The organism is Alkaliphilus metalliredigens QYMF, from assembly GCF_000016985.1.
Classification (GTDB): domain Bacteria; phylum Bacillota; class Clostridia; order Peptostreptococcales; family Natronincolaceae; genus Alkaliphilus_A; species Alkaliphilus_A metalliredigens.
Genome location: NC_009633.1, coordinates 2041224 through 2055637, shown reverse-complemented (window position 1 = coordinate 2055637; position 14414 = coordinate 2041224). Strand labels below are relative to the sequence as shown.

The following is a 14414-nucleotide window of genomic DNA, read 5'->3' as shown; positions in this document are numbered from 1 at the left end:
TCCTCCGTTACATTAATTTAGAAAGCTTCTCTAGCCACAGCTGATAAAATTCTTTTTTAAAATGAATACCATCTTCAGCATATAAATCTGGGTTTTCGTGTACCAATTCCCTTATGTCTACATAGTTGACTGACAATTCGTCCACTACCACTTTTACAATCTCATTATATTCCTCTATTCTTTCATACCGGGGTTCTTTCTCTAATGCCTCCTGGGTTGCAGGTGTTATGGATTGAAGAAATATTTTACTATCAGGTAGCTCTTCTTTTATCTTGTTAATCAATATCGTTAAATCATTTCTGAATAGTTCTTTAGGATCATCCACCGGCATTAAAATATCAATTGATCCCAACATGATAAAAACATTATCTGGTTTCTTTTCCACCAATTCATCAATATCATCATAAATAAAACCAGCTGTAGTTCCTGCCCCAGCTATTACAGATTCTCTCGGTAGTATTTCATTGAAAACAAATCCTTCGGTAATGGAATCACCCATAAATACACTTTTTTCAAATACAACTTCAATATCCTTTTCTAAGGTCTTATTCCCGCAGGCAGTTACACTAACCAGTAGAATACCAATCACAAAACTAATCATTAATTTTTTCATATACAATACCTCTTTTCTTTATTTGATATACATATATTACAATAGCAAAATGTAGTTTCGCAAACTTTTTTGCAAAAATTCGCAAGATAACTTTCAAAAAAAACTGTGGATATATGGGTTATTTTATTAACCTATCCACAGTTCTATTTTATATGTTTTTATGTAATTTTTCTAGTCTATTGGATCATGTGCTTTCTGTATTCGTGCTCTACGTTTGTGTTCGATATCTGAGCATATATTTGAGTTATCGAAGCATCTTCGTGTCCGAGGATTGCCTGTACGGTTCCTAAGTCAGCCCCGCTATTAAGTAAATGAGTGGCCATAGTGTGCCTAATCAAATGAGGATAGATACTTTTCTTGATTCCCGATGTTTTTTCTATCTTGTCAAATTCCCGTTCTATGCTCCTTCGTCCTAGTTTTTTTACTGGATTTCTTTCAGTTACAAACAGAGCTTCTTCCTCATCTAATCTTGCCATGAGATACTTCTGGATATGTACTTTTGCCTTAGCATTGATATAAACCGTTCTTTCTTTGTTTCCCTTACCGATAACCTTTAACTGTAATCTTTGCCAGTCTATATCGTACTTTTTAACATTTTCTACTTCCTCCAGTCTGCACCCAGTACTATAAAAAAAATTCTAACAAAGCCTTTTGTCTATAAGTCTTGCAACCGTCTCTTAGTATTTCCATTTCTTCATTTGTGAGTGCCTTCCTGATTCTTTTTTCTGGCTTAAGGGATTTGATTTTTCTAAGTGGACTTTTATTTATGTATTCTTCATCTTCAAGCCATCTAAAAAATCCTCTTAAGATATCTGTTTCGGTCCCTATCGTGCCATTTTTTACACCTGTTTTAGCGTAGCTTGCTAAATACATCCTGATGTCCATTGTCGTGACATCCTCAACGTTTTTGCGCATATAATAGGCAAACCTATTCAGATTTCTACTATAACCTTCAAGCGTCCTCATTGCTAGTCCGTCAATTTTCTTAGAAGCTAGATATAGTAGAATTTTGTCGTTCATGTCATCTTGGACAACTAATGACCTCTGGGCAGGATTTACATCATAATCATAGAGCACTTCTTGGATGATCTGTCGAGCCTTTTGCTGATCTAGCATTCCATTAAATTCTAGGTCTAGTCTTCCTACGATCCTAACAACAGCTTCTTCTTTTCTCAATCTAATCTCCTCCTGTGTTTCTCACACAGGAGATATAAATCCTAAATACAATTCTTGTCAAAAATTACATATGGTGATATACTATAGGCAAGATCTCCTACGTGAGATTGGATTTGAAAAGAGCCTTTTACTTTGCGAGTGGGGGCTCTTTTCTCTTTTTTGTTCCTATCTATATTATACCAAACATATGTTCTGTTTACAATTATTTTCCAACTTTTTTTATTGATATTTGAACCTTTTATGACGTCTAAAGTTCCTATTGTGTTGTTAAATACTTAAATACATCTACAGCTTTACAATAAAATTCATGTTTAATTTTAAGCGTAATAACTTTTGATTCATCAATATTGCAATACTCTAAGAGGTGTTCTATGCCTTCTTTTTGATGTCTCCAAAATTTTAATTGTCTTTTAAAAATAATTCGCTTTATAATAACAACGACCTCCTAATTATGACTTAGCAGGATATAAAAATCCCGTTATTTCTTGATATTCTTCTTCTGAAATTGCCTTACCTACTACATTAAAAACTCTGTCAATACTCCATAGTCCTGTTTCGTAATACTCTTTTACTCTATTAAACATCAATATCAACCCCTGTCATTATGGCTATATAATCAATATCAGCTCTATTCTTTTCTTCAAGTGTCGGTTCTTTCGGTGCTATCGGTTCTAAATCCTTTCTTGCTTGATATTCTTCTTCTGTTAATATCTCAATTTCTTCTTCTGTAAGTCCTGCATTTAGTGCGTTTTGTAGCATTATTTCAGAGGAATTACTAGAACCATCTATTACCTTTGTAGTGTTTTTAATTACGCAATATTTCATTTTATCCCTCCCCATGATAAACAACCATAGCAGTTATTGTAATAGTACCCGTATTAGCCCCAGAAACTTGACTCCATAGTATATCAAACCCATCATTTTCCACGTTGCGAATGTTACCACTGAGCCTATTTGTAGTATCTCCCTGTGATATAAGTATAGCGGAGCCCGTGTAAGGTCGCCATATTCCACTACCCGAACCTGAATAAAAGGACTTTTGTGCTCCTATTTGCCCAAAAAAACCTATACTTATAGTCGCTTGGCCTGTAATGTTTGCATAAAGCGTAATTCCCTTTGGCTTTCTTGGTGTAGCAATATGCTGTGTTCCTAGGATACTCGCATCTCTTTGAAAATCTATAACTTCCGACACACTTTCTGCCACATGCGAACCTAAGTCCTCATCTAAATTCATTACTTTTTGCCTGATTTCTTTTATGCATTTATATATTTTGTTAAACAACCAGTTAAACCATCCAGCAGGAGGTTTTTCTGTTGGCAACCATCCATCACTTTTCTTTTGTGCTGGTGGTTCTGTGCCCTCGTTTAACCATTCAGGTAATTGTTCATTAAACATTGTATCCCTCCTAATCTAATGGTAAGTTTGTATCATCTACAGGATCATAATATTCTCCCAGCATACCTCCCGATGTTTGATCTGTATCTGCAAATCCTACATCAATATCAAACTCACTTTCGTTTTCAAGGCTAGAAAAGGCAAAAGTACCTGTAAATAATACATTTGCCCTTACTCCTGCCGCTACAATTCTATTAACCAATCGTCCAAACTGATTAACACTAAATCCAACCGAATTTAATAATGCAGCAGGAACACTAACAAATATAGCGGCAGGTTCATTATCTAAAGTGCGATACAACTCTTGTATATAGATATTTTTCTGCTCAGTGTTTAAGGTAATAGCTAAGACTCTTATTATAGTGTTGATATCACCTTTAGATAAGTTTCTTGCTATCTTTGATTTTAGAAGTATTCGATAAACTTCATCAGGAGCTACACCTCTAAACTGTTGCACGTTCACGCCAATTTTATCTAAAGTAGCACCTATGGCTTGATCTATATCTCGATATTTTTCAGTAGTTTCTAAACTATCCTTTACTTCTTCAAGTTCTCCGACTACTACATTTAAAAGTTTCCCTATATTGATACTAGAGTCTTTTCTATAGTTATCAGTTAATCTTTGCAACAAATTAAGCACTAGTAACCACCACCTTGGTGTAATCAATTTCAGCTACTTCTGCCTGTGCTATGACAATATTATTGACACTATAGTTTATACCATCTACCCCTATTTCCAGGTCTACATCATCAATGCCATCTATACGATAGATAACTTTAATTAGCCTAGTATAGACAACATCTTGACCCATACCCAAGCCTGTGTAAACATTAGAATCTTCATCAAGTCCGCCGATGAATTTTATCAATTCAGTTCTAACAAGATCGTCCCCATTGGTGGGATATTTATCATTTTTAGTAATGCTAATGTTACTGTAAATATCTACTACATCCGCATAAGTAAATTTAATATCATGTGGATTTCCTGAATCATCATTTACGGTTACTGTTTCTTCACCAAAGCTTTCTATACCAGCTGCTTTAGTATCTAATATAGATTTACCTACATCTTCACTATTACCACCCAAAACATAGCACTCTATACTCTTAGGAGGTCTATCATCAGCATCAGTAATCATTGTGTTGTTCTCTACCACTAGAGATGCTCTGACTCCATCTAATTCAAGTAAACTAGCTCTAATACTATCTAATGTACTGGCACCACCACGACTAACAGATATAGCATATCTTTCCTTAAACTCTTGATCTAATTCTGGGTTTCTACCATTTGTTGTAGGAGCAGTATTAGTTACTTCATCGATGCCTTCTGTAGGGTTTGTAATCTCTGTAATCGTATTAGCTGGTACATTGCTTTCTATACCTGCTACAATTGCTTGTATAGGCACTGTTACTTCACCAGCTCCATCGATTGTTGCTTCCTCTATAGTTTGAAACTGTATACCATCATTAGTTTCCACAACAAAGCCCTGGGGCACAATAGTACTTGCGTCACCGGTAATCGTAAGTTCACCTTCCGACAGTTGGGCCAATCTCCTCTCAATGCCAATATACTTTCCTACATAATCAAGTTGATTCCCTTCTGCTGTATCCACATAACCACTAAAGTAAACCTTCTCAGCAAGTTGCCATAATATAGCTACACTCCATGAAATTACTCGAAAAAATAGCCCCAATGGACTTCTGGGACTAACATTTACATCTTCACCGAACAGGTTTCTTGCTCTAGTGTTCATGCTTTCAATTATGTCATTGTATTTCTTTCTTTTAAATCCTTTAGCCCCTAATCCAAAACTAGGCAATATCTAACACCTCCTGACCTTCTAAGAGTTCCCCTGATTGCATTTTAACTTTAAAGTCAATCGTGACCTTTCTGCTTTTTCTTTCAACTATAATGTTTAACTCTTCTACCTCCTGGACTCTTGGGTCTTGATTAGCTGCTTCAATAACCGCTAACCTTATTTGTTCTTCATCCACTTGCTTTGTCTGCAAAACAGAATAGTCAAAGCCATGCTCTGGTTCTAAAAAAAATTCATTAAGCCTGGTTGTGAAAACCCTATTTATACTTTGAATTTCTTCATCTTTGCCTTCTACCATTACAATGTTGTTCTGTCCATCAAAAACAATATCGTCATCAACTATTTTAAAGGTTTTCATCATATCACCCCTAGTATCACTGCATCAGTTAAATCGTGTTTCCTACTTCCGACTCCGTCTAAAGCTCTTTCGCTAAAGGCCACAGCCACAACATCATCCTTCTCTAGTGGTATATTCTTCAACTTCAGGGGATTTATAATAATAGGGTAAGCTTCCGTTCTCCCATTTTTATATTTGCGCTTTGGAATAGGTCTTATCGTTAATTGCGGTGTAATAGATACCACTCGGCATAACATAAAAGTGTGTAGGTCTGCTAATCTTTCTTCTAAAATATCTTGTATCACTTTATCTATCATATCGGCAACACCTCCACCTCTGTAATAAAATCCCCAAGATGCTGGCCTTTCACTACTCTAAAGTTGCCTGTCACAATTCTAGATTCAATCTGGACCAAACTATCTGTATTCATTTTATTATTCAATAGCATATTCACTTTGTATCCTTTTTTATCATCGATAATGATAGGCTCAGGAGAACCAACCATACCAGTCTTGCTACTTAGCAAGAAGCCTGTGGCAGTCCCAGCATTGGGAGGCCTAACGAATGCAATGTTATTTTTAATGTAAAGCTTACTCCCAGCTTCAGTGGCAATATTTTTAATTGTGTTCTTTAGCATTCCACTTACTACCTTGCCTTTACTGTAAGTAATATCATTTGCAAGTCTCAGTTCACCAATTTCAAGACCAAAACTACTTAAAGCATCCCTTAATATTGTGGATGCTTTCATTCCCTCTTTGTAGGACTTGCTAAAAGTTTTACTCATCCACCTATCAATGCCTGGTGCAATCATCATTTTGAATTCTAAGTCAGTACCAATATTTCTCTGCTCATAATCAGCAACTGTTCCTACTAATATAGCCCCTATATCCTCTCCATACCCTGCATTCAGTATTACTTCAGTACTCTTTCCGATTCTATTAATGCTATCCATACTCAAATTGTATATTGACACATCACATATATTTGGTTCTGGATCACTGTCAAATGGCACACTGAAATCAATATCAATGTTATCGCTCAAATATGATTTATTTCCTATTATCAATTCAACTTTTCTATTGAATAGCATCAGGTTCATCTCCTATAATGTATAGAAATACTTTTACGTTAAGGTTCTCGTAAGTCACCCTAGTCTCTTCATCTGCTAAATCAAGAGGCACTATCAGTACAGGCGGTATGGGTAGATGCAGAAATGTTGTAAACAAAGGTTTTCCATATACTATCTTTTCTCCCAATAAAACAACTTCTTCTCCTTTATAAAGGTCGATAGTAAAATAATCATACTCTCCATTGTAATTAATTTCTGACGTGAAGGTAATCCCACCTAGCTGGATATCAAATTGATAAGGGATTAAGTTTTTTTCTATTGAAATGTAATCTATCATAATGACCTAAACCCCCTATCAAAGCTAGCTTGTATTTTTGCCGCTGCTTCGACACTTCTTTTTTCTGCTTCATATTTATCATACAGAGCTTGGTATCTTTGTGTGTCCGCGGATTGTCCTCTGACCGACTGTGTCCCTTTGTTAGTTACTTCTTTAGTCTGTGTTTTGACCGCTGCAACTGCTACAGCAGGAGGTTTAGGACTTACAGGATCAGCTAATGGTATCTGTATCGTTTGACTCTTTGCAACCTTTATCTCCTTTAATAGCATGGTAAAGCTAAACCCATTAGCGACCCTATTATTGTGATCCGTTCTAAATATTTCAATAGACATGTTGTCAAAAATATTTCTACCTACATACTTTAATAATTCTTTGGTCTTAAAATATCTTCTCAATACGCTTATTTTTTGTCCTGCATGTATTCCAGTAACATACCCATCTATGGCCAGAATTGTAGGCTTATTATTGATATGATCAGATACAGTGCCAATATCCTCTACAGGTCTATCTGTGATTTCATTACTGAATTCAGGACTTTCATTTCCTACCGTTGAAAATTCTACTTCGCCAAGCTTTACTCTAGCCATCTTTTCACCTCGCTATGCCTCTGTTAATGCAGGATTCCTCAGGCTTAATTTCTTAGCATATCTATCCATAAGAGAATTAAATTCTCTTTCTAATTCATTTGCTGCTTGCCTAGCATTTGTACCATTTCCCACTTCTATCTTGACATTAGGGCTAAATGTCATTTTAGAGTTGTTTGTTACTGCTCCACTCAATGCTCTGTCTGTCATGCGTTCCATAGACTTTGTTGTGTTTGGAATAGAGGAATCGATTCCTGTTTCTAATCCCCCTACTATATTCCCTCCATATTCGATCATGAGCTTTGAGTCTGAATTAATACCGAAGAAGCTCTTTACTGAATTGCCTATACCACTCGCTACATCCCTGGCTGCTTGTGCTGCATCCGAACCCATACTTGTTATACCATTGATTAAGCCCTGTACAATGTCAGATCCTACTTCACGAAGATCAATCCCATTCAAATATGCTAGGGTCTCATCCCATACCTCATTTACAGCTTGTAATGGTGGATAGCTCATTATAGAATCTATGATGTCGCTTGCCATATCATTTACATAGGCGCTCGCTCTACTTCCAAGTTCAGCAAATTTATCAATTGTACCATTCACTACATTATCCGATTTATCTAATAACCAATCCATGGCATCGCCAGACCTTTCAGTAACTGCATCCCAGTTCCTCCATAGTTGCCATACACCAACGCCCAAAACTGCTACTGCGCCGCCTACAGCTCCTACCGGAGTCGCTAAAACCGCAAATGCTGCACTAGCTATTTTTGCTGCTGGTCCCGCTGCTAGCAATAAGGGTACCAAACTACTTGATAGCTCAATCAATGGTCCGTATTGATAGGCCAATTGTTCTGCTGCACTGGTTAATTTTTGCATAGCTGTATCACCAGAGTTATTGGCGTCTGCTAAAGCTTGCGTCAATCCCTCAGCCTCTAACAGTCTTTCACTTTGATTCTCTAATACTTCTTGTGACACGCCTAGTTCTTTCCAAAACCTCTCTATATCGCCTTCGGCATCTTTTAAAGCATTTTGAAATCCAGATACCGCTCTAGGACCCCTGATGCCTTCTGCCTCTAATCCTGCCATAGCAATTGCTATTTCATCTACATTTAATCCCATGGCTCTTAACGTCGGAGCTTCCCTTCTCATTAATTGTCCCATCTCGCCCATCCCTACGGTAGTTTGAGTAATAAGCCAAGTCATTGTATCAAGATGTTCTTCTGCTTCAGTCAGTGGTATATCCAAAGCTGACAGCGTACGATCAAAGAAGTCTATACCAGAAACCATATCCTTTCCCGTCGCGTCTGCAAATGTATCAAACACAGGCAATAAACTTTCGAATTGGCTTTGCGTGTTATAACCAGACTGTTGAAGCCTGTCCATTCCAGCTAGAGCATCCTCAGTTGCAAAAGTATGATCAGTTAGTGAACCAACCATTGTTCTTATTTCCTTTTCTGTCATATCTGTTGTGACAGCTAATCCTCTAGTAGCAGTAGTCAATTCAGCTTGTTGTCTGGCCATTTTTTCAATAGCTAATCCTGTAGCTCCTGCTGCCAAAGTAATCTTCTTCCAATTCTCTTCTATTACCTTCCCTGCACCCATTGTAGTTCTTCCTAGTTCATCAGTTGCTGAATCCATGCCTTCGATGTTTTCGGTTGCTCCCATGGCAGTTTCTCTTAACTCATTGGTAGCATCATCCATCTGTACAACAGCGCTCGCATTCCCGTTGAATGCAACATCAAAAATTAAACTCCTGAGACTCATTTCTTCCCCCCTTCATTACGTTGCTCTATAATAAGGTCAATGTATATGTCGAGGGCTGCATTAGCTTCTTCTAAGTCATCCTCACTCATACTACAAGCTTCCGTATAGCTAATCTTGCCCTCCATCACCAGTCTCCATATTAGCCAATTCTTTCTGGCCATGTCGTGATAGTTTTTGTTCTTCTTTTCTTTGTCGCTTGCATTGAAAGTTTATGGCTGCTGTTATGACCTCTTCTAACGTTTCAATTTCTTCGAAATCATCTATTCCCACTTTAGGACTTATAATTACATGTTCAAATACTTCGGTGTAAAGGAGCTCTTGAGATGAATTTCCGTATTTATTTTTTGACCTTTCCCTAATTTTAAGCCATTCCCTTGGTGTAACTTTTTGAAATATATACTCAACGCCCTCGACTGTAATTTTATTTTTCATAATTTCCCTCCTATTTTTGGATATTAAAAAAGCACCTTCTCAGATGCTTTCTTATTACTTTTACAAATAAATCAGTAACATTACTAATGTAGTAAATGTGAACGAAACAATCAAAAGTATTCTTGCGAATTTAGGAAATCCAGTTAGTTTTACTTTTTCTGCACTTACTTCTTTTTTTTCTTTAGGCTTACCCTGAAATTTTTCAATTGGAATATATAGAACCGCTAGTATCAATCCTATAAAAGCCCCTGTTGTTTCTCCAAGTAAATATCCGATCCATGGAAAACTAATAAAAGCACTTACTATCCTAAACATAATACCCCCCCTAACCTTTTGCCTATATTATATACAAGTCAGGGGAATTTTACCACTATCTTGCAGAATAATCCGCTACGTAAATCCTATATTCTCGTTTTGACTCTGAATTAGAAAATTCTTTCTTGCTTGTCCTTGTCACTCTACATCGGTTCCCACCTGCATTCACTCCATTTGCAGTTAAGTCTACAATTTGAGCTGATACAATAGCATTTTCACCTTTTCTGTTTGCCAAGCCATCGAGATATGGCACTGATGGAGATGTTTGCTTTAAAATAATTCCAATCGCACCCGTAGGATCGTTTGTTTCAGAGAAGGTTACTTCTCCCTTCACCCCAACTTGGACAGAAAATTTATCTTCATTTGCCTCTGATGTTATTGCAGTACCATCTGCAAAACCCGTGATGAACCTACCGCCAACAATTACATTAACACCATTCATATCATAAGTTGTTACCATCTATATCCCTCCTAGTACTTTAATACACCGCTAATAGTTCCCTCATGGATAGCCCCTGCAAGGTCTGCACTCCAAGATACACCATTATAAACTCGATTTGCGATATCATTTGTAGGAGTGTCTTCACGTTTAACGTAATTGATTTGAAAAACTCCATTATCATCATCATCCCGTAAAATGATACCCTGTGTTACTCCAAGTTTTAATACCTTTTCAGCTACAGATACCAATGAAGCAATGCCAACATTATCATAAGCAATCTTTTCTGTGTTAACAGCAAGTAAAGCACTTTCTTCTTCCATTTTAAATTGCAAGAAGAATGCGCCCAGGACTACATCAATGTACTCACCTGATGTTGTTTTTCCTTCGGTAGTCTGTAGCACTCCCATTTTTCTAATGTAGGAGAATCCGTTGTCATCGTGCAATTGAGCTAATTCAGTGGCCGTTATTTCTGATGCCAATACGCCTGAAATACTTCTAAATTTTGCAGTAACTCCACCTATCATTCTAACAAGCATATAAGCTGCCAAACCTTCTGCAACATAAGCTTCAGGGCTGTGATGGAACATTACTGTTGTTTGCTCAGACTCGATTTGTGCTGGTAAACTAAGGTCCTGAGTCGTAGTAAAATACATTTTTTCTTGAGTGTCGATCCATCCACTCAATGCAATAACTTCGGCATTTGCATTCTCCGTACAGGTTAATGCAAACCAATCATTATTAACATTTACCAGCTCGTTTAATGCTGTGACTAAATCAGCTGGTTCACCTATTTCACTGTCATACTCTTTGCCAAATATAGCTACTTGCTGAGGCGCTGGGTTTTGTCCAAATATCCTACTTGCAATCTTGTAGGCATCATCTGTAACAGCATAGTCATCCGCCACACCTTGTATGTCATTATACAGGGTGTATGGATGATCCTTCGAGGTGTCTAGAACAAGAATTAATCCAAAGCCTCTTTGTTTGATTGCAGCTGTCAACTTGCTTATATTAACTACAAAGTCTTTCTTCATCTACTTACCTCCTATTCAATCCGACTGAATGAATATGTTTCAATTGTTTCGATCTTCTTTTTTAACTCTCTTGTGTATCTCAAAATTACATCAAATCCATATCGTCTTTCATAATCTATAATCATCAGTGCATCTCTATTTTCTATAGTAGATGTGCTTACTGTGACTATATTTTTTCGTTTGAGCCATTCACACCCATGGAACTTAAAAAAATCTTTAGTTTTCATTGCAACGCTTTTAGCTTCTTCCGCCGTCTTAGCAAATACATTTATAGAGAAGCTTGGCTCAGAAGTTTCTATTTTCTGAACTTCAATGTCAGAATCAAAGTTTGGATTTTCACTTTCTACTGTTTCATAGTTGTAAATTCCCACGCTAGGATCATCAGGCTCAGCGATGATTTTGAATGTAATGTATGGATACTGTGGTTTTTCTCCTTTTTGATCCGCAAATATTGCTTTAGTAACATTTGTGAATGCTTTTAACTCCTCCAAAATATCTCCTAATGTCTCCTCATTCATTTGACCACCTTCTTTTTAGTCATATACTTTTTATAATTCACGACCTCGGGTGCCTCTAATTCTCTGTCGATTTCATATTCACCGTCATAATCTATGATTATATCGCCTTTCTTAAGTAACAACTCGTTGCCTTGCATGTCTTTCAGCTTTTCTTTTACATAAAGCTTCTTATCCTGTGTAGTATAACTGCCACCCTCGCTATAACGTATTTCCCTATCAGACATAGGTAAAAATGTACCTCTAAAATGTCTTACTTCGCTTATGCCTTCAGTCCATTTGCCACGTATATATTGACCTGTCTTTTGTTGAACTGAAATTTGTTTTTCCCATCTTTGAATTATTCTAGTAAAATCCATCATAAGCTTACCACTTCATAAGTGACTGCATTTCGAAGCCTTCCAGTTTGGATTAATGGATTATCTGTCCCTTTGTTGGCAACTGTTAACGCACTATTAGCTGGGCTTTTAGTTTCTTTTATTTTTCTTTGAATTAACGTCTGTAGATATAATCCCAGTCTATTATAGAGCTGTTCCCCTGTGAGTTTCCCCTCTAGAACATTAATCAATAAATCTTGACCCATTTCATTAATTTTGTTCTTGTTTTCATCGAAGGTTGAGCGTATATAACTTCTTTCAGGAATCATAACGCTCTTGAGTAATACAAACATAGGGATAAAATCTTTTTCTCCCTGGCCTTTAGGTTTAGCTAATATTTTTGTTCCTCTGGGCACAAATAGATCATCGTGATCTGCTGGTCTTGTATCCCCAGCAGCAGGAAGAGGTATAGCTAGATACTTTGAATTTTTAGGCTTTATAGTTGCTCCAAATTCATGGGTTGCAGCAATCATTATCAGCTCAGAATCTTCTTCTCCCATAATTCCTGCTTTTAAAGCATGTGAATCTAAATAATCTAATTCTCTTAATAGCTCAGGTACTCGACTTTCATCTTTTACTATCAATGACATACCCTCCTATGAAGTAACGAGCATGCTTAAATTGCTTTTTTTCAGTAATCTTAGCACCTCTTGTCCATATTCAGTAGATTTCAAACCTTCTTTTCCAGAAGTTGAATCAGAGAAAGCAATTGCCCCAAGGCCATCCACCTTCTCTGATTTTATTTTTGGATTGTCTAATGTGGCATAATGCGCCGTTAGATATCTCATGATTTTTTCTTTGAAGGATGCCTTGAATTCCATGCTGTTCATTTCTAACTTTGCATCTTCGATGTAGATCTCAATAGTAGAATCAGGCAAGCCTCCCAAATGAGAGGCTATTGCCCGTACCCTTTCTACAGTTGTTTCCATTGTTACTCACCACTCTTGATGGCTTCTTTTAACTGTTTTTGAATAGCCTCTAAAACAGTCTTTCTTTCCTCTTGCTCAGACCATTTTTGCAATTTTTCTTGCGAAAATGTTGTTTGTACAATCTCAATCGCCTTGCCAGCTGGAGTGATCTCGGAAATGTCTTCGATAAGTCCTTCTTTCACTTCAACCACTTTATCTTTTAGCCAATCTTTCACGATAGGATGTTTACTCTCTTTATCCCAATCCTTTTTTTCTACTTCGTTGGCGCCAATATTTAATGTCACTTCTCCAACATGCTTGATGAATTTACTATTATTAATTACTGTAATTTCCATTAATGTTCCCCCTCCTTATATTCCGTCAGCTCTGCAAATCCCCATTGGGAATCTTACAATAGCTCCACCAGTACGCTCTTCAAGGTTAATCTGAGATGACATATTTGCTAACATTACTTCTGGGTGTCTTGTGATATCAAGAGGTAATGCCATTTCTACGACATCCTTGCTGCTATCGAAAACAGCAAGACAATCTGTGGAAGAATCGCCTGCACCTTCTAGGTCTGCAACTCTAATGATATTAGTAAACCACTTTTGTTCTTGTAACCATTTGCGAATTGTCATGTTGTAGTTTTCAGCGTTCACCGGTTTATCTAAGTCCTCATACTGATTAGGTGGCAATAATAAGGTGTCCACTGTTAGTCCTGGAAGCGCATTAACTTTCTTTCTAGCTAAACGAATATCTTCAATAATCTCTTCACTGGTTTTATCTTTCCATTTTGTAGATGTTTCCCCAGCGTTTAGGGCTACAGGCATCGTTTGGATGCCAGTGAAGTTCAATAGTCCTTCAGCTTGATGCGCTTCTGATCCAACATAGAAAAAGCGGTTTTCCTTCTCTGCAACAGCTCTTCTTGCCGCTATTGCCTTTGTAATGTCGATAGTCCTATTTGCCATTTGTGCAGCTCTTTTCTCTTGAATACCAATCGTGAAGCCTACAACTACTCCATATACTTTCTGTGTGTGTCGCTCAACGTCAGCATCCACTAATGGAATATCATCCGATGCACCATAGGCAAATATCTTTGCAGCCCCTCTTCTAGTCATTTTGTCATAACTGATTGTCTCAGCACCTTCATGGTCATCAGTTTTTAAACCAACCACGGTTCTGGCCGTTAATTCTTCTTCCTTTGCTTCATAAGCGACTTTATCGATACTTTCTAAATCTTGGTTAAGCAACATTCCATCTTGTCTTACATGCATTCCTCGCATCTT

At 37.1% G+C, this 14414-nt stretch carries 25 protein-coding genes; all 25 read right to left on the bottom strand.

Features of this window, described 5'->3' with window-relative positions; translation table 11 throughout:
* Positions 1–7 precede the first annotated feature (7 nt).
* The 25 genes from AMET_RS09780 to AMET_RS09675 all read right to left on the bottom strand — a co-directional run bounded on the left by AMET_RS09780 (position 8) and on the right by AMET_RS09675 (position 14411).
* On the bottom strand, positions 8–613 hold the full coding sequence (locus AMET_RS09780) for a GDSL-type esterase/lipase family protein (RefSeq protein WP_012063122.1): 606 nt from the start codon (positions 611–613) through the stop codon (positions 8–10).
* A gap of 176 nt (positions 614–789) precedes the next feature.
* Positions 790–1191: a tyrosine-type recombinase/integrase gene (locus tag AMET_RS27060; protein WP_330368757.1), complete on the bottom strand. Its 402-nt coding sequence runs from the start codon at positions 1189–1191 to the stop codon at positions 790–792.
* 46 nt (positions 1192–1237) lie between these two features.
* Positions 1238–1789, bottom strand: a complete 552-nt coding sequence (locus tag AMET_RS27055) for a tyrosine-type recombinase/integrase (RefSeq protein WP_330368636.1) — start codon at positions 1787–1789, stop codon at positions 1238–1240.
* A gap of 449 nt (positions 1790–2238) precedes the next feature.
* Positions 2239–2373 (bottom strand): XkdX family protein, encoded by a 135-nt coding sequence (locus AMET_RS25025; protein ID WP_011971576.1) that lies wholly within the window; start codon positions 2371–2373, stop codon positions 2239–2241.
* A complete protein-coding gene (locus AMET_RS09770) occupies positions 2366–2614 on the bottom strand; it encodes a hypothetical protein (RefSeq protein ID WP_011971575.1) in 249 nt (82 codons plus the stop codon). The genes AMET_RS25025 and AMET_RS09770 overlap by 8 nt, the downstream gene beginning before the upstream one ends.
* Position 2615: 1 nt before the next feature.
* On the bottom strand, positions 2616–3185 hold the full coding sequence (locus AMET_RS09765; protein ID WP_011971574.1) for a hypothetical protein: 570 nt from the start codon (positions 3183–3185) through the stop codon (positions 2616–2618).
* A gap of 10 nt (positions 3186–3195) precedes the next feature.
* Complete coding sequence (locus tag AMET_RS09760) at positions 3196–3825, bottom strand: hypothetical protein (protein ID WP_011971573.1); 630 nt, start codon at positions 3823–3825, stop codon at positions 3196–3198.
* Complete coding sequence (locus AMET_RS09755) at positions 3818–5005, bottom strand: baseplate J/gp47 family protein (protein ID WP_011971572.1); 1188 nt, start codon at positions 5003–5005, stop codon at positions 3818–3820. The genes AMET_RS09760 and AMET_RS09755 overlap by 8 nt, the downstream gene beginning before the upstream one ends.
* Positions 4998–5363 carry a DUF2634 domain-containing protein gene (locus AMET_RS09750; protein WP_157047130.1) on the bottom strand — a complete coding sequence of 122 codons (366 nt, stop codon included), beginning with the start codon at positions 5361–5363 and terminating at the stop codon, positions 4998–5000. The genes AMET_RS09755 and AMET_RS09750 overlap by 8 nt, the downstream gene beginning before the upstream one ends.
* The gene (locus AMET_RS09745) at positions 5360–5656 is read right to left on the bottom strand and encodes a hypothetical protein (RefSeq protein WP_011971570.1); all 297 of its coding nucleotides are present in this window, start codon (positions 5654–5656) and stop codon (positions 5360–5362) included. Before AMET_RS09745 ends, AMET_RS09750 begins: the two co-directional genes overlap by 4 nt.
* Positions 5653–6429: a phage protein gene (locus AMET_RS09740; RefSeq protein WP_011971569.1), complete on the bottom strand. Its 777-nt coding sequence runs from the start codon at positions 6427–6429 to the stop codon at positions 5653–5655. Before AMET_RS09740 ends, AMET_RS09745 begins: the two co-directional genes overlap by 4 nt.
* On the bottom strand, positions 6416–6745 hold the full coding sequence (locus AMET_RS09735) for a phage baseplate plug family protein (protein ID WP_011971568.1): 330 nt from the start codon (positions 6743–6745) through the stop codon (positions 6416–6418). The genes AMET_RS09740 and AMET_RS09735 overlap by 14 nt, the downstream gene beginning before the upstream one ends.
* Positions 6742–7332, bottom strand: coding sequence for a phage baseplate protein (locus tag AMET_RS09730; RefSeq protein ID WP_011971567.1), 591 nt, complete (start codon positions 7330–7332; stop codon positions 6742–6744). Before AMET_RS09730 ends, AMET_RS09735 begins: the two co-directional genes overlap by 4 nt.
* A 12-nt stretch (positions 7333–7344) precedes the next feature.
* On the bottom strand, positions 7345–9102 hold the full coding sequence (locus AMET_RS09725; protein WP_011971566.1) for a phage tail tape measure protein: 1758 nt from the start codon (positions 9100–9102) through the stop codon (positions 7345–7347).
* Positions 9099–9227 (bottom strand): hypothetical protein, encoded by a 129-nt coding sequence (locus AMET_RS26895; RefSeq protein WP_278184226.1) that lies wholly within the window; start codon positions 9225–9227, stop codon positions 9099–9101. Before AMET_RS26895 ends, AMET_RS09725 begins: the two co-directional genes overlap by 4 nt.
* The gene (locus AMET_RS09720) at positions 9211–9534 is read right to left on the bottom strand and encodes a hypothetical protein (protein WP_011971565.1); all 324 of its coding nucleotides are present in this window, start codon (positions 9532–9534) and stop codon (positions 9211–9213) included. Before AMET_RS09720 ends, AMET_RS26895 begins: the two co-directional genes overlap by 17 nt.
* Positions 9535–9594: 60 nt before the next feature.
* A complete protein-coding gene (locus AMET_RS09715) occupies positions 9595–9849 on the bottom strand; it encodes a hypothetical protein (RefSeq protein ID WP_011971564.1) in 255 nt (84 codons plus the stop codon).
* Positions 9850–9904: 55 nt separating this feature from the next.
* Positions 9905–10309 (bottom strand): phage structural protein, encoded by a 405-nt coding sequence (locus AMET_RS09710; protein WP_011971563.1) that lies wholly within the window; start codon positions 10307–10309, stop codon positions 9905–9907.
* Between the two features lie 11 nt (positions 10310–10320).
* A complete protein-coding gene (locus AMET_RS09705) occupies positions 10321–11325 on the bottom strand; it encodes a DUF3383 family protein (protein WP_011971562.1) in 1005 nt (334 codons plus the stop codon).
* A gap of 11 nt (positions 11326–11336) precedes the next feature.
* Positions 11337–11843: a phage neck terminator protein gene (locus AMET_RS09700; RefSeq protein WP_011971561.1), complete on the bottom strand. Its 507-nt coding sequence runs from the start codon at positions 11841–11843 to the stop codon at positions 11337–11339.
* Positions 11840–12202, bottom strand: a complete 363-nt coding sequence (locus tag AMET_RS09695; RefSeq protein ID WP_011971560.1) for a hypothetical protein — start codon at positions 12200–12202, stop codon at positions 11840–11842. The genes AMET_RS09700 and AMET_RS09695 overlap by 4 nt, the downstream gene beginning before the upstream one ends.
* Entirely contained in the window at positions 12199–12807 is a 609-nt protein-coding gene (locus tag AMET_RS09690; protein ID WP_041720250.1) for a hypothetical protein, read from the bottom strand. Before AMET_RS09690 ends, AMET_RS09695 begins: the two co-directional genes overlap by 4 nt.
* A gap of 6 nt (positions 12808–12813) precedes the next feature.
* The gene (locus tag AMET_RS09685; protein WP_011971558.1) at positions 12814–13146 is read right to left on the bottom strand and encodes a DUF4054 domain-containing protein; all 333 of its coding nucleotides are present in this window, start codon (positions 13144–13146) and stop codon (positions 12814–12816) included.
* 2 nt (positions 13147–13148) lie between these two features.
* Positions 13149–13481, bottom strand: coding sequence for a hypothetical protein (locus AMET_RS09680; protein ID WP_011971557.1), 333 nt, complete (start codon positions 13479–13481; stop codon positions 13149–13151).
* 15 nt (positions 13482–13496) lie between these two features.
* Positions 13497–14411 (bottom strand): DUF2184 domain-containing protein, encoded by a 915-nt coding sequence (locus AMET_RS09675; protein WP_011971556.1) that lies wholly within the window; start codon positions 14409–14411, stop codon positions 13497–13499.
* Between the last annotated feature and the right edge of the window lie 3 nt (positions 14412–14414).

What these genes read in the sequence shown, in the direction of transcription:
- AMET_RS09730 (WP_011971567.1), bottom strand. Translation starts at nt 7,332, where the DNA reads ATGGCTAGAGTAAAGCTTGGCGAAGTAGAATTTTCAACGGTAGGAAAT.
- AMET_RS09720 (WP_011971565.1), bottom strand. Translation starts at nt 9,534, where the DNA reads ATGAAAAATAAAATTACAGTCGAGGGCGTTGAGTATATATTTCAAAAA.
- AMET_RS09765 (WP_011971574.1), bottom strand. Translation starts at nt 3,185, where the DNA reads ATGTTTAATGAACAATTACCTGAATGGTTAAACGAGGGCACAGAACCA.
- AMET_RS09780 (WP_012063122.1), bottom strand. Translation starts at nt 613, where the DNA reads ATGAAAAAATTAATGATTAGTTTTGTGATTGGTATTCTACTGGTTAGT.
- AMET_RS09690 (WP_041720250.1), bottom strand. Translation starts at nt 12,807, where the DNA reads ATGTCATTGATAGTAAAAGATGAAAGTCGAGTACCTGAGCTATTAAGA.
- AMET_RS09700 (WP_011971561.1), bottom strand. Translation starts at nt 11,843, where the DNA reads ATGAATGAGGAGACATTAGGAGATATTTTGGAGGAGTTAAAAGCATTC.
- AMET_RS09715 (WP_011971564.1), bottom strand. Translation starts at nt 9,849, where the DNA reads ATGTTTAGGATAGTAAGTGCTTTTATTAGTTTTCCATGGATCGGATAT.
- AMET_RS09710 (WP_011971563.1), bottom strand. Translation starts at nt 10,309, where the DNA reads ATGGTAACAACTTATGATATGAATGGTGTTAATGTAATTGTTGGCGGT.
- AMET_RS09685 (WP_011971558.1), bottom strand. Translation starts at nt 13,146, where the DNA reads ATGGAAACAACTGTAGAAAGGGTACGGGCAATAGCCTCTCATTTGGGA.
- AMET_RS09680 (WP_011971557.1), bottom strand. Translation starts at nt 13,481, where the DNA reads ATGGAAATTACAGTAATTAATAATAGTAAATTCATCAAGCATGTTGGA.
- AMET_RS09745 (WP_011971570.1), bottom strand. Translation starts at nt 5,656, where the DNA reads ATGATAGATAAAGTGATACAAGATATTTTAGAAGAAAGATTAGCAGAC.
- AMET_RS26895 (WP_278184226.1), bottom strand. Translation starts at nt 9,227, where the DNA reads ATGGAGGGCAAGATTAGCTATACGGAAGCTTGTAGTATGAGTGAGGAT.
- AMET_RS25025 (WP_011971576.1), bottom strand. Translation starts at nt 2,373, where the DNA reads ATGTTTAATAGAGTAAAAGAGTATTACGAAACAGGACTATGGAGTATT.
- AMET_RS09725 (WP_011971566.1), bottom strand. Translation starts at nt 9,102, where the DNA reads ATGAGTCTCAGGAGTTTAATTTTTGATGTTGCATTCAACGGGAATGCG.
- AMET_RS09735 (WP_011971568.1), bottom strand. Translation starts at nt 6,745, where the DNA reads ATGATAGATTACATTTCAATAGAAAAAAACTTAATCCCTTATCAATTT.
- AMET_RS09695 (WP_011971560.1), bottom strand. Translation starts at nt 12,202, where the DNA reads ATGATGGATTTTACTAGAATAATTCAAAGATGGGAAAAACAAATTTCA.
- AMET_RS09750 (WP_157047130.1), bottom strand. Translation starts at nt 5,363, where the DNA reads ATGATGAAAACCTTTAAAATAGTTGATGACGATATTGTTTTTGATGGA.
- AMET_RS09705 (WP_011971562.1), bottom strand. Translation starts at nt 11,325, where the DNA reads ATGAAGAAAGACTTTGTAGTTAATATAAGCAAGTTGACAGCTGCAATC.
- AMET_RS09740 (WP_011971569.1), bottom strand. Translation starts at nt 6,429, where the DNA reads ATGCTATTCAATAGAAAAGTTGAATTGATAATAGGAAATAAATCATAT.
- AMET_RS09675 (WP_011971556.1), bottom strand. Translation starts at nt 14,411, where the DNA reads ATGCGAGGAATGCATGTAAGACAAGATGGAATGTTGCTTAACCAAGAT.
- AMET_RS09770 (WP_011971575.1), bottom strand. Translation starts at nt 2,614, where the DNA reads ATGAAATATTGCGTAATTAAAAACACTACAAAGGTAATAGATGGTTCT.